The sequence below is a fragment of the Gluconobacter sp. Dm-62 genome, assembly GCF_018256155.1.
Lineage (GTDB): Bacteria > Pseudomonadota > Alphaproteobacteria > Acetobacterales > Acetobacteraceae > Gluconobacter.
This window is the reverse complement of record NZ_JAERLY010000013.1, coordinates 26709-44315: the sequence shown is the minus strand read 5'-3', so window position 1 is coordinate 44315 and position 17607 is coordinate 26709. Positions and strand designations below refer to the sequence as shown.

The following is a 17607-nucleotide window of genomic DNA, read 5'->3' as shown; positions in this document are numbered from 1 at the left end:
ATTCTCTCCTGAAGATTTCGGGATAGGAAAGCATCAAGAAAAAGACAGGTAAAGTTTCCCTTTTATGGCATCCATCAAGATGCCGAAAATGTACAGGTCTTGGTCCGATTTCTTCTCAAAAACTGGGATCAACCAGCTTTATCGGGGCGCAAAAATTCCGAGATCCAGGCGATGGCCGTTGGAATAATTAAGTCCTTGAATACGACCATACTCCATCACGGAAAAATTATATTTGAGAAGTGCATTGTTAAAAGCCGCTTCATCTCTGCGGTCGATCAGTGCCAGACTGCATTGGGCGTGTGCATGCAGATATTCTGCGGCGGAGGCAGGACCGATGAGCTGCGTATCGGGACCTACAAGAAAGACAAGGCTGGGCTCGGAATAGGACGAAGAGACCAGAATGCTCTCATTGCAGGGGCGAACATCTTCGAAGAGTTCTGCAATACGTGGGCTGAGGCGAATGGTCTGAAGGTTGGGGATGACGCTCAGGAAAAGGCCCACATGAGCGATGACGGCTGCGCCCATGGCGCAGAAGGCTGCCTGTCGTCGCTGCTGTTTCAGGAGCATCATGACGGCTCCAAGCATCAGGGGGAGGGAGCCTCCCAGTGCAATCAGGGCGGAGAGCGAGAATGTGTGCTCAAGCTTGTAGAGCGCGATGCTGCCGGCCAGACAGAAGGCAATCCCGATGACCGTCCATAGAACGCCGTAGACACCGAGAAGAGCTTTTGCCCAGCGGGGAATTGTGGGTACAGGCCATGCCACGAGGCTTGCTGCGGTGAGGATGGCGATCGCCGGATAGGTTGGCAGGACGTAATGCGGGAGTTTGGTGGCGATCAGTTCGAACACCAGCCAGTGTGGAATGATCCAGCTCAGCAGAAAGCGGACCTGTGGGAGCTTTCGGTTTGCCCAGACTGCCGGAATGGCCAGTGTGGCGAACAGCGAACCAGGCCAGAAAGCCAGTCCGAAAACCAGTAGGTGAAAGCCGGGGGGAAGACCATGCGCTTCCTGACCATGGGCCACCTTGCCGAGGAAGTTGCGTCCAACTGCGCGCGCGAAAAAATCACCGCCGCTGATCACTTCGATAGCGACGCACCAGGGCACGACAACCGCAATCATGAGGAGCCAGCCCCAGTGCGGGCGCAGGCGGGACCACCATGAGCGGTCCCGCTCCAGAAGCCACAAGGCCAGTGGTGTGCCAAATCCCGGAATGAGAACGACTGGCCCTTTGAGCATCAGGCCCACCCCGAGGGCGAGCCAGTAGGCGATTGCGACCCGCAGATGCGTCGGGCGGTTCTTCTGCCGGTCGGTGAAGGCACAGAGAAGGGCGGCTTCGATGCACAGGATGTCGAGCAGCAGGACGGTGTCGATGGTCGCCATGTGGCTTTCGGCGACGAACAGGGTCGAGATCATCAGCAGGCCCGCAGCCATCAGTCCCGTAGCGCCCCCGAAGAGGGTTGCGCCGATCCAGGCCGTCAGGGGTACGATGATCGTTGCGGCGAGCAGGCTCGGGATCCGGTAAGGCCAGGTCTTGCGCAGGACCGAGGGGCCAAAGATCTTTTCGGCCGCGGCCGTGGATGTCGCTTCCAGCCAGTAGATTCCAGCCGGCTGGAGATAGCGTGGCTTGTCCTGAAAGCGGACGTCGATGAAGTTATGGGAGAGGAGCATCTGTTCGGATGCTTCCATATAGCGCGGCTCGTCCCGATCGAGCGGGGGAAGCGTCATACGGCCGGGAAGCGCGAGCAGGAAAGCGAGCAGGCCCAGAAGGGCGTAATGCCGGAGGTTCAGGGTCATGGGGACTCTCCGCGCCGTTCTGTCAGGCCGGGCATGCGGCAGGATCCCGGAAGGTCCGGATCCGGTGACGGCTTTAGTGTTCGGTCAGATGATCGGGCAGGTGGGTGCGGTTCTGGAGCCACATGACGCCCAGAAGATCACGGATGCCCACGAGGGCCCGGTTGAAATTCGTGTATTTCGAACTGCCATGAAGCCGGGCGCGGTGCTGGACTTCGATGCAGATCAGCGGCGCGCCGTAGTGCCCCAGCAGGGCGGGCAGGAAGCGGTGGACGCCTTCGAACTGCGGAATCTTCAGGAAGAGATCGCGTGGGAACAGCTTGAGCGGTGCGCCTGTATCGGGGCAGCCGTCGTTCAGAAGGCGACGGCGCAGGCCGTTGGCGAGGCGCGTGGCGATGCGGCGGGACAGGCGGTCGTTGCGCTTGCGCCGGACGCCGACAACGAGGGGTGCTGCGCCCGGAGCCGATATGGCGCGGTCCAGCATTTTCAGGATGGCGGACGGGTCATCCTGTCCGTCACCGTCGATGGTCGCGATCCACTCACCCTTTGCGGCGGTAATGCCGGTGCGGAGCGCCGCAGATTTTCCCAGACGCTTCGGATGGCTGATGATGCGCAGGCGGGGCAGGAGCGTCTGGCGGGCCTGCAGAAGCTTTTTGACGGTGGCATCGGTGCTGCCGTCGTCAATTGCCAGGATTTCTACGGAAGGATCGGTGCCAAAGGTTTCAGCGAGTTCCTGACAGACGGGGAGGATATTTTCCGCCTCGTTCAGAACGGCCATGACGACGGAGAGCCTTGTGGGCTTTCCGTCGTCATGAAAGGAACCTTGCACCGTAGAGGTGGGCATCGGATCAGGCAGCGGAGCGCCGAAGGGCTTCCGGCAGGCTGTCGATACCCTTGTCGATTAGCGTTGCGGCGATGTCGGGGCTCTCCGTCAGACGGGTCGACACGACGTCGCGGGCTGCGGCAACGGCGATCTGGGCAGCGCGATCCTGAATTTCACGGATGGCCGAACGTTCGGCTGCGTGAATCCGATCCTGCGCCATCTTTTCGTAACGGGCTGCGGCGGCTTCTGCGTCCTTGCGGGCGCGTTCTGCCAGACCGGCAGCCTCGGCTTCGGAGCGTGCAAGCATGGCCTGTGTTTCGGCCAGGGTCTTTTCACGCTCGCGGGTGGCATCTTCTAGCATCTGCTCGGCTTCGCGACGCAGGCGGGCTGCTTCGTCGAGGTCGTGGCGGACGCTGTCAGCGCGCGCATCCAGGTGGCCGGTGATGGCGACCCAGAGCTTGCGCCCGAAAATGACAAAGAACAGGACGAAGGCGAGGGCGGTCCAGAACCGGGGATCGTGGAACATCATCGTCTCCTTCAGGCGCTGACGCGTGTGACGGCGTTGGCGACAGTCTGTTCATCCTGCGTGCCGATCAGACGCGAAACCAGATCCTGGGCGGTGCTGGTTGCGATCTCGGACAGGCTGGACAGGGCCTGTTCACGGGACTGGGTGATACGGGTCTCGGCGTTTGCGATCTCGGTTTCGAGGCGCTTGGCCGTTTCCGCAGCGTGAGCATCCGCACTGGCGCGGGCTTCGCTCTGGATCCGCTCCACATGGGCGCGGGCCTGCTCGGCTGCTTCATGACGGGCGCTGAGGAGTTCCGCACTGGCGCGGTCAGCTTCAGCTTTTGCCTTGCGGGCAACATCCAGATCGCTCTGGATGCGGGTCCGACGGTTGGTCAGAACCCGTTCGACACGCGGCAGTGCGAAGCGGCTCAGGGCGAGATAGAAGCCGCCGAAAATGACGGCTCCCCAGACGACCTGTCCGATCAGCAGCGGATCGTGAAAGTTCAGCTGTGGCATGCCCGCAGCCACGGCACGGCCCGGCACGGCCGCAAGCGGAGCGGCGAACAGGAAGAGGCGTGGCGTACGGTACATGTTCGACCTCAGGCGAACAGGATCAGGAAGGCGATCAGCAGGGCGAACAGCGCGACGGCTTCCGTCAGCGCGAAGCCCAGCATGCCGATGCCGAAGACATGCGGACGCGAAGCCGGGTTGCGGGCAACCGAGCTGATCAGCGTCGAGAAGATGTTGCCAAGACCCATGCCGACACCGGCGAGGGCGAAAACGGCAATACCGGCACCGAGGTCACGGGCGGCCTGGGCGATGCTGATGCCGAATTCGTGAGCGGCTTGAACGTCCATTGTCAGGTTCCTTGTTGGGTCGATTAAAGGGTTAGTGCGAAGCGGTGTGGCTCAGTGAGCGACGGCCTCACGCAGATAGATGCAGGTGAGGATGGCGAACACATAGGCCTGCAGCACACCCACCAGCAGTTCGAGGGCCGTCAGCGCGATGTTGATCGCGATCGGGGCGATGGCCAGCACGTGGCCGAATGCGCCCAGACCGGCGAGCATGATCGTGAAGCCGGCAAACACTTCCAGAAGCACGTGACCCGCCACCATGTTGGCGAAAAGTCGGATCGACAGGCTGACCGGACGCGAAAGGAAAGAGATGAGCTCGATCGGCACCAGCAGCGGAGCAAGCCAGACAGGCGTTCCAGCGGGCAGGAAGTGCTTGAGGAAGCCGACACCCTGAAAACGGATGGAAGCAAGGATCGAGATAACGAACACCATGATGGCCAGACCGAAGGTCACGGCGATGTGGCTGGTGTACGTGAAGGAGAAAGGAAGCAGGCCGAGATAGTTGCCAGCCAGGATGAAGAAGAACAGCGCGAAAACGAACGGGAAGAACGTTGCGCCGTTCTCACCAATCGTGCTGACGGCGAGATCGTGGACGAAATCGTAGCTGATCTCGGCGGCGGCCTGAAGGCGGCCTGGAACGACGGCGGCGGGGCGCATTCCGATATACAGGAAAGCGAGAACGATGGCGGCGGCGATCAGCATGAACAGTGGTGACTGCGAGAACCGCAGGGCTTCTCCCAGATGTCCAAGAACCGGATGGAGCTCGAACTGTCCGAGCGCGTCAATCGTCGATCCGGCTGCCACGCTGGCTTCTCCCGTCATCATTGGGCCCGGACACCATGTCCGAATCCTTTAAAACCCGCCAGACATTCAACATGCCGGCACCACATCCCGCCAGGGCGAAAACGGACAGGAACAAAGCCCTGTACCCGAACCAGTGACCCAGAGCGTAGCCTATGGCTACACCGACCGCGAGCCCGGCCACAAGGTCCGTTCCCACGCGGATCGCCAGTCCAAGGGATGACATGGAACTGTCACCATTGCCCTCGTCGGTCACGGCGAATTCCCCGGCATGGGGATCTAGCTTCTGACGGGCACGCCGGAGGCGTTCGTCGAAGTTTCCGTCGTTACCGGCAGGGGCGTGTCCCATGAGATCTGATCCCTTACCCTGTACGCATCCTTCTTACCCGGTCATTTGGTCCGGATTCCTTCTCAGCGCAGGCGCTAGCTACCGGCGAGTCCGGTGACTGTCAATGTATTCTGCGCGCCGGAGCTGCTGAAACCCGATTTCGGCCTAGCTGACGAGTTTCAGACGGCGCCCGCGGTCCTTCCATTCCGGGCTTTCGCCGGAGCCGCGTCCGAAGGGCAGCATGGGGGTAGGGTCTTCCGAGCTGGGCTCGATGCGCGGCGCGTCCGGCATGTGTTCACCCAGATAGGCTTCCGACAGCGTGCGGAAGGCATAATCGAGCATGGAGGTCGCGTAAGCCGTGGACGGATCACCTTCCACAGTGCCCGCGGGGCCGAAGCGCGTATAGGCGAATCGCTCCACGAAAGCCTCTAGCGGGGCGCCATATTGCAGGCCGATGCTGACGGCATGGCCCAGGCAGTCCATCAGGCCGCGGGCCATGGGGCTCTCGCGGGGTGGAGTGAGGCTGATCTCGCCGAGCGTTCCGTCCTCGAACTCGCTGGTGCGCATGAAGAGACTGTGACCCCCGACCGCAGCGCGCTGCGTGAAGCCGGTTTGGCGCATGGGAAGCGGGCGACGCACGCCACGGGCCAGTCTGGCCTGAAGATCCGCCAGATCGGGTTCCGGCACGGCGGGCAGGAAGTCCACGACGGGCTTTAGGGCCGCATGCATGGCGGCCTGCGCTTCCGGGCGGACCGGCGGGAGCGGGGTTTCGCCAGCGAGAGCGAGCGCCAGTGCGGACTCGGGTGTCAGGCCACGGCAGGCCAGCCGGGCCAGTGTAGAGACGCGCAGATGCCCATCGTCGCGCAGGAGCGAGAAAGCCGGGGCGAGGCCACAGGTTTCAACGCCCAGAAGACCCTCGCTCGGAGCCGGGGAAGAAAATCCGGTTTCGATCGGGCAGAAATGACGACCCTCTTCCGCCGCATGGGCCGAGGCGGCTGCGATCCGCAGTTCCGGGAGCGGGGATTCCGGAATGGAAGGCGGGGACAGCTTCGTGCCGGCACGGGCGACCGTGGTGGTGAGGGCGGCCAGCGCGCGGGCGGCGTTGCGGCCATCGTCACTGTCATAATCCAGACCAAGGCCAGCCAGACAGGCGTCGAGATCGGTCAGGAGAATAAGTCCGGCGGCTTCGTCTTCAGGCTGTGCGGGCAGATCGAACAGGGGCAGCTCACCTGTGCGTTCGATCCGGGTCGCGGCATGAAGGCGGCGCAGGGCGTCGCAGGCCAGACGCAGGCAGGCCACGAAATGCTCGGCGGCGAATCCGGTCTCCTGCACGAAACTGGACAGGCGGACCGTGAATCCGGGTGTGCCGTCGGGCTGGCACTGCCACAGGGCCGTGTTGGGGGCCATCTGCTGCATCAGCAGAAGATAGGACAGGCTCCGACCCGGAGACGGCGCGTTGGCGGGAGTGCCGGGCAGGGGCGGGCACGCATCGATCGTGTCCACCCAGCGGGCGGCTTCCGCGGCAAGTCTGACCGGGCCGCCATTCAGGGTGATCTGGGCGAGAGCCTGCGCGGCCTCGTCATCCCACGCGGCGGGAAGGGTGACGGAGCGCAGGGCGCTGTCGTCGGGATCGGTCATGACCTGTAGCGTCCTCATGCGAACGCCGGTCCAGTGAAGGCGAGCTGTCATGGGATGAATCTACGCCCTGCGACCATGGGCCCGTAAGCCGGAAAAGCGCCTGCAAAAGGCCGCTAATGGGTGGGAACATGGGGATATGGGGGATAACATTTTCCCCGGGCCTGTTGCGGGACGTTTTCTGCGGGAGGATTGGACGCGGGAAGCGGAGTCGGGTAGTGCAGGAAGCATGATTTTTACGAGGGTATCGTCATGACCGCTGTCACGGTTCGCCATGACCGGCTGGAGCTTCTGGCCGGGTTCGCAGTCCTTGCCTGCCTGGCCGGTCTTCTGGTCGCGGCGATGGTCGGGCATCACCAGAGCAATGACGGGGGCTATCCCGTTCATGCGTCTTTCAGCCAGATCGACGGGCTGACCGTCGGGTCCGATGTGCGGCTTGCGGGGATTACCGTGGGGCACGTGACCGGGGCCGTGGTCGATCCGAAGAGCTTTCAGGCGCAGGTGACCTTTACCCTGGCGCCGGACGTGAAACTCCCAACGGATTCCGCTGCGATCGTGACGTCTGACAGTCTGCTGGGCGGAAAGTATATTGCCCTGTCTCCGGGTGGCGCGGATTCGGTGGTGAAGGCCGGTGGTGTCATGACCGAGACGCAGGGTTCCATCAGTCTGGAACAGCTGCTGAGCAAGTTCATCTTCTCGGTGACGGATTCCCTGCAGAAGAGCCAGAAGGCCGCTGCGGGAAAGCCGGCTGCGGGCAGTCTGGCGGACGAGCCCTGAGCGATGACGGCTGCGGATGCAGGGGCGTTTGCGTGGGTCGACCATGAAGGCAACCCTGTCTCCTGTGTGGAGAAGGTCCAGATCCTGCGCGAAAACGACGCGGAGCTGCGTCAGGCGCTTCAGGATGCATTCGAGGACGGGGTTCTGATGGGGGTTACGCCTCAGGCCATGCTGCAGACGTTTCAGGCCATGCTGTCCGATCTGAAGAGCCCGTTTCAGGGCGGTGTTCCGGAGAAAGAATCATGATGAAACGCTGTTCGGGACGGGTTCTGCTGTGCGGGGCTTTTGGAATGACTCTGCTGGCCGGGATTTCGGGCGCGCAGGCCGCAACAGGTGTGGCGCCCCCCGCAATGTATCCGGCCGCAACCTGGCAGGGGCAGTCGCAGGCTGTGGTTCGCGTGTTGGACCGGCTGGATGCCCATCTGGAGATTCTGACGATCCCGGTGGGTGGGAGCGCGACCTATCACAGTCTCTCCATCGGTGTGGAAGCCTGTGTCAGCCGACCGCAGACACTGGCGGCGGATGCCGGGGTGCTTTTGCATCTGAAGGACGCAAGCGATCCTCAGCTTCCGCCTTTTGATGGCTGGATGCTGGCACAGGAACCTTCTGTCGCAACTTATGGCAGCCCTTTGTACGATGTGCGCGTTGTCTCCTGTGCGGGTGTGCCGACGGCACCGCAGGCGGGATCTCTGCCTGTGGTAAAAGCGCCCGTGCTCGCCAGTGCGGAGGTTCCGGTGGAAGAGGGAGGCGATGCTCCGGCATCTCCGCCCGGTTCTGCCTCAGGCGGTCCTGTACCGCTTGCTCCGGACAGTCATAATCCCATTCCGCTCGCGCCTTCCAGCGGTGCGGCGCCGTCCCTTGCTCCGGCTGCGCCAGCGCAGCCTTCGGGACAGTCCCTGCCACCTCCCGCGGCCGATCCCGGCCTCGAATAAGGTGGGATGGGGCGGAATGACCCAGAAACAGGAAGAAATGACAGCTTCATGATTCAGGTTCCCTTTTCCCCATCCCGGGCAGCCCTGCTGCTGGATTTCGACGGCACGCTCGTCGATATTGCGCCCTCTCCCGAAGATGTCCGTGTTCCCGAAGGGCTGGCGGATGATCTGCTGCGTCTTCGGGATATGCTTGGGGGTGCGCTGGCTATCGTCACCGGAAGGCCCATCGCACAGATCGACCATTTCCTGCCGGGTGTTCCTTATGCTGTGGCAGGGGAGCACGGTGTGTCAGTGCGTCTTTCGCCCGGCGAAGATGTCCGAAACCGCACTTTGCCTATGGTCCCGGAGGATTGGATAACGCTGGGTGAAGATGTGGCGACCCGTCATCCCGGCGCCAGTGTTGAACATAAAAAAGCTGGAATGGTGCTGCATTACCGTCGGGCTCCCGAGGCGGAATCGGCTTTCCGGGAGCTGACGTCGGCCTGGCCGGTGGAAAGTCAGGGGTTTCATCTTCAGGACGCCCAGATGGCCATTGAATTGCGGCCGCTTGGGATCGACAAGGGCAAGGCTTTGCTTGAACTGATGGCAGAGCCGCCTTTTGAAGGGCGCCTACCACTTTTTGCCGGTGACGACGTTACGGACCGTGACGGGGTGAGGGCTGCGCGCCAGATGGGTGGCGAGGGCTGGCTCATTCCCGATGATTTTCCAGATGCGGCTACGTTTCGACGCTGGCTGCATGATCTGTCGGAGGGACGTGGATGGGGCGCCTGATCATTGTTTCCAACCGGACGCCTGCCCCAGGGGAGCGTACGCAGCCCGCAGGAGGGCTGACGGTTGGTCTGTATGATGCGGTACAGACGCAGGAGACCGTCTGGTTTGGATGGTCGGGTCATCAGCATGCGGATGCGGCCGACCGGCCTGTCCAGAGCGAGCAGGTCGGCAACGTCAATTACGTGACGTTCGACCTGACCCAGCGGCAGTATGACCGCTTCTATCTGAATTTTTCCAATGGGGTGTTGTGGCCGCTGTGCCATTACCGGACCAACCTGATCCGTTACACCCGCGAGGACTGCGACGCCTATTATGAGGCCAACGAAGTTTTCGCGGATCGGCTGGTCGATCTTCTGAAGCCGGATGATACGATCTGGATTCATGACTATCACCTGTTCCCGCTGGCCCAGATGCTGCGGGACAGGGGGGTGACGGGACGGATCGGGTTCTTCCTGCATATCCCGTTTCCTCCCTGGAGCGTGGCGCGCCTTCTGCCCAAACTTGACATGCTGCTGACCGGTCTGGCGGCCTGTGATCTGATCGGGGTGCAGACACCGGAAGACGAGACCAATCTCAAGGGATGTTTCGAAGCTTATGGTCTGAAAGCCGCTGTAGAGGCGGTGCCGATCGGGATTGATCCCGTCAGTTTCCGTCAGCAGGCAATCGAAAGCGCGGCCTCGGACGAGGTTGTAAAAATTGTCGATACGCTTGAAGGCACGCGGCTGATCATTGGCGTGGACCGGCTGGATTATTCCAAGGGTCTGCCCGAGCGGATGAAGGGCTTCGAGGCTCTTCTGAAAAATTATCCCGAGCATCGGGGGCAGGTGACGTTCCTGCAGGTTACGCCCGTGTCGCGTGGGGGTGTGGAGAGCTATCGTCTGCTCAAGGAAGAGCTGGACGGGCTGGTCGGGACCATCAACGGTGCCTATGGCACGCCGGACTGGGTGCCGATCCGTTATACGACCTGGCCGATCGGGCGGCATATCCTCGCCGGGCTTTACCGGATGGCGGATGTGGGGTTCGTCACGCCGCTGCGTGATGGCATGAATCTGGTGGCCAAGGAATTCATCGCGGCTCAGGACGAAGAAGATCCCGGCGTGCTGGTCCTGTCGCGTTTTGCGGGTGCTGCTCCGGAAATGCCTGAAGCGCTGCTGATCAATCCGCTGGATGCGGAAGGGATGGCCGATGCGCTGCATATTGGCCTGACCATGGACGTGCAGGCCCGGCATGCGGCATGGTCGGCCATGTATGAGGAAGTTTCCCGCAATACCGCTGGTAGCTGGTCCAAGCAGTTTCTCGATAGCCTGGAGGCGATTCATCCGTGCCACTGAACAGAACAACATACCGTCCCATTTCAACGAATTCCCTGGGCGGTCTGTATGTTCTGGCAGCGCTGCTGGCGCTCGGCGTGGTCTGGTTCGCCGAGCACTGGTTGAAGCTTGCGCCATGTGAGCTGTGCCTGTGGGAGCGGCGCCCGTGGTGGGTGTTGATCGGGATCGGGATTGTCACGATCATCCTGCCGAAGCGCTATGCCCGATTTGGGGTTTTCCTTGGGCTTTTTTGCCTGATGACCAGTATCGGGCTGGCAGTTCTGCATGCCGGGGTGGAGCATAAGTTCTGGCCCAGCCCGGCGCCGGAATGCAGGGCGCCAGCTTTCCATGGGGGCAGCTTCAAGGACTGGATGTCAGCGATGCCGGAGCGGCCTAACAAGCCCTGTGACTCGCCGGACTATCTGTTCGGCCTCCCTGTCTCCATGACGGAGCTGGGTGGTTTGTATGCTGTAGCAGTGTTCGTGATTGCTCTGGCCGGGAGCCTCCGGATGGGACGCTCCCGGCGCTGAGAGGCCGATTAGAGGCGAGTGCCGCGGCCACGTCCGAAGACAAGGCTGATGATCAGCAATACGAGGAAGATGAAGAAGAGGATCTTGCCGATATAGGCAAAATCTGCCGAAATTCCGCCAAAGCCCAGCACTGCAGCACACAGGGCGAGGATAAGGAAGGCAATGGTCCAGCGCAGCAGGTCCATGAGAATGTCTCCTTTGTCAGTAGCGCCCTCCGACGGAGAAGCGGGGTTTGAAAAAGCTGAACGGCGGCGGGATGAACTGGTTCATTTTAGCAACATCCGTTTTATGCTGGGGCTGTTCCTGCAGACCACGTTTTCGATATTTCCATGGGTCGGGTTCCTGAGTTTGGAAATCCTGCCTGCCGGAGGACCGTCATGACCCTGTTCCGCTCCCTGTATCATCAGGGATTTGCCCGGATCGCAGCCTGCACTTTGCCAGTGACGCTTGCTGAGCCGCTGAAGAATGCTGAGCGGACGCTCGGTGTTCTGCGGGACTGTGACCGGCAGGGTGTGGCGGCGGTTGTTTTCCCGGAACTGGGGCTGACGGGCTACACGCTGGATGATCTGCGGTTTCAGGATGTGGTGCTTGATGGGGCGCTTGAGGTGCTCCGGCAGGTTGTCGCAGGGACGCAGGATCTTCTTTCTGTTGCGGTTGTAGGGCTGCCGCTGGTGCGGGGGGATCTGCTCTACAACTGCGCTGCGGTCGTGCATCGGGGCCGGGTTCTGGGTGTGGTCCCAAAGTCCCATCTGCCCCGCTACCGGGAGTTCTACGAGCCCCGGCATTTCACATCCGGGCTTCAGACCTCCGGGGCGATCCGGCTGTTGGGCGAAGACGTACCATTCGGGACGGATCTGCTGTTTGCGGCTGATGATGTGCGTGGGCTGACGCTGGGCGTGGAGATCTGCGAGGATCTGTGGGTGGCATCTCCGCCGAGCGGAAAACTGGCGGAAGCGGGGGCGACCGTTATTCTCAATCCGTCAGCATCCCCGGTGACGATCGGACGCACGGATGACCGGTCGCTTCTGTGTCAGGCGCAGTCCATGCGGACGTTGACCGCTTATGTGTATGCGGCGGCGGGCGAGGGAGAATCTACGACGGATCTGGCCTGGGACGGGCAGGTGTCGATCCACGAGGCCGGGCGGCTTCTGGCGCAGTCGGACCGGTTCCCGCAGGGCGAGCGGCTGGTTGTGGCGGATGTGGATCTTGACCTGCTGCGGCAAGAGCGGATGCGGACGGGACAGTTCGGGCAGCCGGGACAGGCGTTCCGGAGTGTCGGGTTTACGCTTGCGCCGCCGATGACGGATCTGGGGCTGGAGCGGGATGTTGTGCGGTTTCCGTTCGTGCCGTCCGATGCGCGGACGCTCGCGCGGGACTGCTACGAAGGCTGGACCATTCAGGTCAGCGCGCTGCGCCGGCGATTGCAGGCGAGCGGGGCGCAGCGGGCCGTGATCGGGGTTTCAGGCGGTCTGGACAGTACGCTGGCATTGCTGGTGGCGGTGCGGGCGGCAGACGAGCTTGGCTGGCCGCGAACGCATGTTCTGGCTTACACGATGCCTGGTTTTGCGACGGGAAGCGAAAGCCGCTCTCTGGCCCATGCGCTCATGGAGGCGCTGGGCGTTGAAGTGAACGAGCTGGATATCCGGCCGACGGCACAGACGATGCTGGCGGGAATCGGTCACCCCTTCGCGGAGGGGCAGCCCGTTCATGACATCACGTTCGAGAACGTGCAGGCGGGTCTGCGGACCGACTTCCTGTTCCGGATCGCCAATTACCGAAATGGCATCGTGATCGGGACGGGGGATCTGTCGGAGCTGGCGCTGGGCTGGTGCACCTATGGCGTGGGGGACCAGATGTCCCACTATAACGTCAATGCCGGGATGCCGAAGACGCTGATCCAGCATGTCATCCGCTGGCTGGCTCGCGAAGGAGAGCTGGGTGAGGGCGTGGGACCGGTGCTGGAGCGGATCGTCAGTGCCGAGATTACGCCGGAGCTGGTGCCCGATACTGGACAGGGCGTTCAGAGCACGGAACAGACGATCGGGCCTTATCCGCTTCAGGACTTCACACTTTATCACATCCTGCGTCATGGTTTCCGTCCATCGCGGGTGGCGTTTCTGGCGGAAAAGGCCTGGGGGGATGCATCGCGTGGCGACTGGCCTGCGCATTATCCTGAGGACCGCAAAGTTTCATATGATCTGGCGGAAATCCGACACTGGCTGGAAGTGTTTCTGCGGCGGTTTTTCGGAACAAGCCAGTTCAAACGCTCGGCCATGCCCAATGGTCCGAAGCTGGTTTCTGGTGGTTCTCTCTCCCCTCGCGGAGACTGGCGCGCGCCGTCTGATGGCACGGCAACGGCATGGCTAGAGGAGCTATGGGATAATCTCCCTCAAACGAACACAGATCTGTGAACTTTTGGTCTGTTGAGATGTTGGGGGTTTTGTCTTTCGGCATTCGTGCCAATATGTTGGAAACCCGTCATCATACAGGAACATGACCCGTCATGGCTTATGCTACGATCAATCCCTATACCGGTGAGACGCTCAAGACTTTCCCGGACGCAACCGACCAGGAAGTCCAGACCGCGCTGACCGAAGCCTATGATGCGTTCAAGAGCTGGCGCCACACGCCGTTCGCAGAGCGTGCGAAGATCATGACGGCAGCCGCCAACATCCTTCGCCGCGACATCGACAAGTATTCCAAGCTTCTGACGCTCGAAATGGGCAAGATCTATGCCGAAGCCAAGGCAGAGACGATCCTGTCCGCCGAGATCTTCGAATATTACGCCAAGCACGCCGAAGAGCTGCTGAAGGCCGAGAAGCTGCCGGTTGCCGATCCGAAGTCCGGCGACGCTGTCCTGATCCACCAGCCGCAGGGCATCGTGTTCGCGATCGAGCCGTGGAACTTCCCGTTCTACCAGATCGCCCGCATCATCGCGCCGCAGCTTTCCGCCGGTAACACCGTCATCCTCAAGCACGCATCCAACGTGCCGCAGTGTGCGGCTGCGTTCGATGAGCTGATGAAGGAAGCCGGACTGCCGAAGGGTGGCTTCCGCAACCTGTACGCTGCCCGCCATCACACCGAGACGATCCTCAAGGACCCACGTGTCTGTGGCGTGGCTCTGACAGGTTCCGAAGGCGCAGGCGCCATTGTGGCTGGCATTGCGGCACAGGCCCTGAAGAAGTCCACGATGGAGCTGGGCGGTTCTGACGCGTTCCTGGTTCTGGATGATGCCGATCTGGAAAAGACCGCAAAGTGGGCCGCTTTCGGCCGTCACTGGAATGCTGGTCAGGTCTGCGTGTCCGCCAAGCGTCTGATCGTGGCGGATGCCGTGTATGACCGCTTCCTGGAGCTGTACAAGGCGGAAGTTCTCAAGCTGAAGGCTGGCGATCCGATGGATCCGTCCACCACGCTGGCGCCGCTGTCCTCGCAGAAGGCTGCCGACGATCTGAAGGCTCAGGTCGAGGAAGCCAAGAAGCATGGTGCGGTTGTTGAGGCTATTGGCCCGTCCGTGCCGGAGAATGGTGCGTTCTTCCAGCCGCTGTTGATGACCAACCTGCACGAGAACAATGAAGCCCGCCTGTGGGAGTTCTTTGGTCCGGTCACGCAGCTCTATCGTGCCAAGGATGATGCGGACGCCATTCGCATTGCCAATGACTCGCCGTTCGGTCTGGGTGGTTCGGTCTTCACGAAGGACACCAAGCGCGGCGTGAAGGTTGCCGAGCAGATCTATACGGGCATGGTCTATATCAACCATCCGACGATGGTGAAGGCTGATCTGCCGTTCGGTGGCGTGGCCCGTTCGGGCTATGGCCGCGAACTGATCGGTCTGGGCATCAAGGAATTCGTCAATCACAAGCTGATTGACGTTGTTGATATCGACGCACCGTTCTGATTGAGGCGTATTGGGCTTCTTTGTGAAGCCCAATACGGTCTTTCAGGTCATGAAAAACCCGCTTCCGGATCTGTCCGGGAGCGGGTTTTTTTTATGGCCGGTCTGGAAAGGGATCAGTTTTTCCGGGGCTTGGCCCGTTCGGCGCTGAGACGGATCCAAGGATGTCTGGCCTGAACGAATGCCACGACCCGGGCCTTGTGGGCGTCCTTTTCTGTCGAGGCGTTCGTCATTGATGTCGCATGCTGGCGGTAATCGGCAAGGATCTGCGGGACGTGGTGACCGGGAAGGCCGCGCTCCGCCAGCGAGCACCACAGGTCGAAGTCCTCCCAGCCCATTGCTTCACGTGAAACATAGTAGCCGCCAACCGCAGCCCAGGCCCATTTCGTGACCATGGCCATCGCGTCGATCCTGTTTCCGGAGACGAGGGAGAGCGGATTGAAAGGCAGGTCTCCCAGAAGCTCCGGGGTGCCCGGCTGGTGATGGGTATCTGCGCTGATATCCATCAGCAGAGGCCCATGTTCGTTGAAGCATGCGATGAGCGGATAGGCATAGGCCGTGCCGTCACTCATGGAGTCCAGAAGCGTTTCGCAGGCTTCGGGACGCAGGGTATTGTCTGCGTCCAGCTGCATGACATGGACGGTTTCGGCCGCATCCATCCCGATATTTCGCGCGCCACCCAGCCCGGCATTTGCAATGGACTGGCGCAGGATCAGGCGATTAAAGCGGTCGCAATGCCGCTCCATCCAGGTACGGGCCAGAGCGACCGACCCGTCGGATGATCCGTCATCCACAACAATCAGATCCAGTACGGGCAGGGTCTGCGCTGCGACGGATTCCAGCGCGTCGAGGAGATGCGCCTCGTAATTATAGGACGTGATGACAACAGTGACCGGGGCGTCCCCCAGCGCGTCGTGATGAAAAAGGGTATGGCTGGCCGGAATGACAGGCAGGGCTGGCGGCGCAAGGCGGTCTCTGGCCAGGCGTGTTTCCCCGGCGAGGGCTGCGGCCTCATCGCTGGACATGGAATTCAGGGCGAGCTTCATGCGCCGGGCCTGCGCCTGCGGGCCAAATGGCCACAGGACGGCGTGATAGGCGTCCCGTGCCATGCGGACACGTCGTTCCGGGTTGTCGATCAGTTCGATCAGGGCGTCGTACCAGTCCGTCGCGCTGTCGGCCAGAAAACCGGTGTCGCCGTGGCGGATGACGCGCTGGAACGGCCCGGTCGGTGAGGCGATCGTTGCCGCGCCGGACAGGGCGGCCTCGAAGAACTTGATCTCGCTTTTGGCTTCACAGAAGACGTTTCCTGTCTCCAGAGGCGCGATGGAGATGTCGAACCGCGCGAATTCGTCCTGCAGTTCTTCGAGTGGGACCATGTCCCGCCATTCAATCTGGTCCTGTACCGGGATCAGGCTGGGAAACTCCTCCATGAGCAGGACAGGGCGATGTGTGGCAGCTTCACGGAACAGGACAAGGCGTGCGTGTGGACGCTGGCGCAGGACTTCCGCAATGGTGGGGCAAATGGGGGCGAAGTCGCGCTGATGGGTTCGTGACCCTGTGGCGTATCCGATGCGCACCAGACCATCGCCGGCGTTGACGCGGCCGGGTTCGCCTCGCATGCGCAGCGCCATGCGGGCGCGTTGCAGGGAAGGCATGTCATAGACATTCGGCAGCAGGTGAATAACCGGACGTAGGCTGTGCATCGCAAAGACCAGCTCGGCTGTGCTGGTTGATCCTTGATCGCAGCGCAGGAAGGTACGCCGCATTTCCGAGAAGCATCGTTCGATCCGGTCTTCAGTGGCGCCAATTGAACGAATGCCGTCGATCATGTCTACGCGAGCATAGTGAGGAACGAAGACAATATCGTCCGCATCAAAGACGGTAATGACGTTTTCTGTTTTGGCGAGCTCGAAAATTGTACTGACATGGCCACTATACTCGACGCGCCAGAACACCATGACGTCCGCCCACTGAATGTCTTCATAGCCAACCGCGGCACAGAACTGGACCCTGGCTTCAAAGCCGGCGTCCTGTGCCGCGGCTGCATTTCTGTGGCAGCGGTAGAGTACACCAGGTGTGTCAGGCTCACCGGCGATGAACAGTATGCGGCGCACCGAAAAGGGTGGCGGTGGTGACGGAGTGGTGTCCTTGCCAGTATCGATATCTTCCTGAGCCTGAATTGAGGTTGATGGAAGGTCCGGGTGAATGGAGCGTTTCAGCCGTCGACATATGCGCAGCCATAATGGAGGGCGCGTAATATGGACAGGTTCGGCAGGACTTTCGGACGCTGCTGGCAATGTGGGTTGCTGGCCTGCTGCCTCTTTCAACAGGCGTTCCTTCTGGGCGGAGAGCATACGAAGAGAGACGCGCAGGTCCTGAATGGTCTGCGTCTTCTCTAGCGACGTTTCCTGTATGGTTTCTATCTGGGATAAAGAGAGGCGCGTTTTTCTGTTTTTGTCGAGAAGTAGCGCGATATTGTGACGAGCTTGGATGCTTTCTGGAGTATTGGAAAGTAAGTAACCAAGAAAGGGTGAACCGCCAGCATCGATTAGTGTGGCACCCGGGGTTAGTGCGATAGAATTACCGGCAGGGGCCTGACTGATCTGGAGAACAGGCGAAGAGGAACGGGTACTTCCAGTCGCATTTTCAGTAATTCGAA

Annotated in this window: 18 protein-coding genes; 8 read left to right on the top strand and 10 right to left on the bottom strand. The window is 61.3% G+C overall.

Translation table 11 applies throughout. The features are described 5' to 3' along the window. Positions 1-138 precede the first annotated feature (138 nt). From JK202_RS12110 to JK202_RS12075, 8 genes are all read right to left on the bottom strand, one after another. Positions 139-1791: a glycosyltransferase family 39 protein gene (locus tag JK202_RS12110; protein WP_211561390.1), complete on the bottom strand. Its 1653-nt coding sequence runs from the start codon at positions 1789-1791 to the stop codon at positions 139-141. A 73-nt stretch (positions 1792-1864) separates the two neighbouring features. Then, positions 1865-2632 (bottom strand): glycosyltransferase family 2 protein, encoded by a 768-nt coding sequence (locus JK202_RS12105; protein ID WP_211561389.1) that lies wholly within the window; start codon positions 2630-2632, stop codon positions 1865-1867. 4 nt (positions 2633-2636) lie between these two features. Continuing rightward, on the bottom strand, positions 2637-3137 hold the full coding sequence (locus JK202_RS12100) for an ATP synthase subunit B (RefSeq protein WP_041111564.1): 501 nt from the start codon (positions 3135-3137) through the stop codon (positions 2637-2639). An 11-nt stretch (positions 3138-3148) separates the two neighbouring features. After that, positions 3149-3709: a hypothetical protein gene (locus JK202_RS12095; protein ID WP_211561388.1), complete on the bottom strand. Its 561-nt coding sequence runs from the start codon at positions 3707-3709 to the stop codon at positions 3149-3151. Positions 3710-3717: 8 nt separating this feature from the next. Beyond that, on the bottom strand, positions 3718-3945 hold the full coding sequence (locus JK202_RS12090; protein WP_024717170.1) for an ATP synthase subunit C family protein: 228 nt from the start codon (positions 3943-3945) through the stop codon (positions 3718-3720). Positions 3946-4026: 81 nt separating this feature from the next. Beyond that, complete coding sequence (locus JK202_RS12085) at positions 4027-4776, bottom strand: F0F1 ATP synthase subunit A (RefSeq protein ID WP_211561387.1); 750 nt, start codon at positions 4774-4776, stop codon at positions 4027-4029. Then, on the bottom strand, positions 4754-5122 hold the full coding sequence (locus JK202_RS12080; RefSeq protein WP_211561385.1) for an AtpZ/AtpI family protein: 369 nt from the start codon (positions 5120-5122) through the stop codon (positions 4754-4756). The genes JK202_RS12085 and JK202_RS12080 overlap by 23 nt, the downstream gene beginning before the upstream one ends. Before the next feature lie 144 nt (positions 5123-5266). Next, on the bottom strand, positions 5267-6790 hold the full coding sequence (locus JK202_RS12075) for a vitamin B12-dependent ribonucleotide reductase (RefSeq protein ID WP_211561383.1): 1524 nt from the start codon (positions 6788-6790) through the stop codon (positions 5267-5269). 198 nt (positions 6791-6988) lie between these two features. Between JK202_RS12075 and mlaD the strand changes: the two genes are divergently transcribed. From mlaD to JK202_RS12045, 6 genes are read left to right on the top strand one after another with little or no spacing between them, the layout of a single operon-like run. Next, entirely contained in the window at positions 6989-7513 is a 525-nt protein-coding gene (gene mlaD, locus JK202_RS12070; protein ID WP_211561382.1) for an outer membrane lipid asymmetry maintenance protein MlaD, read from the top strand. Positions 7514-7516: 3 nt separating this feature from the next. Continuing rightward, positions 7517-7759 (top strand): hypothetical protein, encoded by a 243-nt coding sequence (locus JK202_RS12065; RefSeq protein WP_211561381.1) that lies wholly within the window; start codon positions 7517-7519, stop codon positions 7757-7759. Continuing rightward, on the top strand, positions 7756-8445 hold the full coding sequence (locus JK202_RS12060; RefSeq protein WP_211561380.1) for a DUF2155 domain-containing protein: 690 nt from the start codon (positions 7756-7758) through the stop codon (positions 8443-8445). Before JK202_RS12065 ends, JK202_RS12060 begins: the two co-directional genes overlap by 4 nt. Before the next feature lie 48 nt (positions 8446-8493). Then, on the top strand, positions 8494-9216 hold the full coding sequence (gene otsB / locus JK202_RS12055) for a trehalose-phosphatase (RefSeq protein WP_211561379.1): 723 nt from the start codon (positions 8494-8496) through the stop codon (positions 9214-9216). Further along, positions 9204-10547 carry a trehalose-6-phosphate synthase gene (locus JK202_RS12050; protein WP_211561377.1) on the top strand — a complete coding sequence of 448 codons (1344 nt, stop codon included), beginning with the start codon at positions 9204-9206 and terminating at the stop codon, positions 10545-10547. Before otsB ends, JK202_RS12050 begins: the two co-directional genes overlap by 13 nt. Beyond that, positions 10538-11056 (top strand): disulfide bond formation protein B, encoded by a 519-nt coding sequence (locus JK202_RS12045; RefSeq protein ID WP_211561375.1) that lies wholly within the window; start codon positions 10538-10540, stop codon positions 11054-11056. The genes JK202_RS12050 and JK202_RS12045 overlap by 10 nt, the downstream gene beginning before the upstream one ends. Positions 11057-11064: 8 nt before the next feature. On the opposite strand, the gene JK202_RS12040 is transcribed toward JK202_RS12045, so the two are convergent. Then, complete coding sequence (locus JK202_RS12040) at positions 11065-11235, bottom strand: DUF1328 domain-containing protein (protein WP_200862607.1); 171 nt, start codon at positions 11233-11235, stop codon at positions 11065-11067. A gap of 198 nt (positions 11236-11433) precedes the next feature. Between JK202_RS12040 and JK202_RS12035 the strand changes: the two genes are divergently transcribed. Beyond that, complete coding sequence (locus tag JK202_RS12035; RefSeq protein ID WP_211561373.1) at positions 11434-13467, top strand: NAD(+) synthase; 2034 nt, start codon at positions 11434-11436, stop codon at positions 13465-13467. A 92-nt stretch (positions 13468-13559) separates the two neighbouring features. Continuing rightward, complete coding sequence (locus JK202_RS12030; protein ID WP_211561370.1) at positions 13560-14951, top strand: NAD-dependent succinate-semialdehyde dehydrogenase; 1392 nt, start codon at positions 13560-13562, stop codon at positions 14949-14951. Positions 14952-15064: 113 nt separating this feature from the next. Here JK202_RS12030 and JK202_RS12025 read toward each other — a convergent pair whose 3' ends face one another. After that, positions 15065-17275 (bottom strand): glycosyltransferase, encoded by a 2211-nt coding sequence (locus JK202_RS12025; RefSeq protein ID WP_249200010.1) that lies wholly within the window; start codon positions 17273-17275, stop codon positions 15065-15067. Positions 17276-17607 lie beyond the last annotated feature (332 nt).

Bases quoted from the DNA above. Each gene is read 5' to 3' on its own strand.
- JK202_RS12110 (WP_211561390.1), bottom strand. From the start codon at position 1,791: ATGACCCTGAACCTCCGGCATTACGCCCTTCTGGGCCTGCTCGCTTTC.
- JK202_RS12105 (WP_211561389.1), bottom strand. From the start codon at position 2,632: ATGCCCACCTCTACGGTGCAAGGTTCCTTTCATGACGACGGAAAGCCC.
- JK202_RS12100 (WP_041111564.1), bottom strand. From the start codon at position 3,137: ATGTTCCACGATCCCCGGTTCTGGACCGCCCTCGCCTTCGTCCTGTTC.
- JK202_RS12095 (WP_211561388.1), bottom strand. From the start codon at position 3,709: ATGTACCGTACGCCACGCCTCTTCCTGTTCGCCGCTCCGCTTGCGGCC.
- JK202_RS12080 (WP_211561385.1), bottom strand. From the start codon at position 5,122: ATGGGACACGCCCCTGCCGGTAACGACGGAAACTTCGACGAACGCCTC.
- JK202_RS12075 (WP_211561383.1), bottom strand. From the start codon at position 6,790: ATGACAGCTCGCCTTCACTGGACCGGCGTTCGCATGAGGACGCTACAG.
- mlaD (WP_211561382.1), top strand. From the start codon at position 6,989: ATGACCGCTGTCACGGTTCGCCATGACCGGCTGGAGCTTCTGGCCGGG.
- JK202_RS12065 (WP_211561381.1), top strand. From the start codon at position 7,517: ATGACGGCTGCGGATGCAGGGGCGTTTGCGTGGGTCGACCATGAAGGC.
- JK202_RS12060 (WP_211561380.1), top strand. From the start codon at position 7,756: ATGATGAAACGCTGTTCGGGACGGGTTCTGCTGTGCGGGGCTTTTGGA.
- otsB (WP_211561379.1), top strand. From the start codon at position 8,494: ATGATTCAGGTTCCCTTTTCCCCATCCCGGGCAGCCCTGCTGCTGGAT.
- JK202_RS12050 (WP_211561377.1), top strand. From the start codon at position 9,204: ATGGGGCGCCTGATCATTGTTTCCAACCGGACGCCTGCCCCAGGGGAG.
- JK202_RS12035 (WP_211561373.1), top strand. From the start codon at position 11,434: ATGACCCTGTTCCGCTCCCTGTATCATCAGGGATTTGCCCGGATCGCA.
- JK202_RS12030 (WP_211561370.1), top strand. From the start codon at position 13,560: ATGGCTTATGCTACGATCAATCCCTATACCGGTGAGACGCTCAAGACT.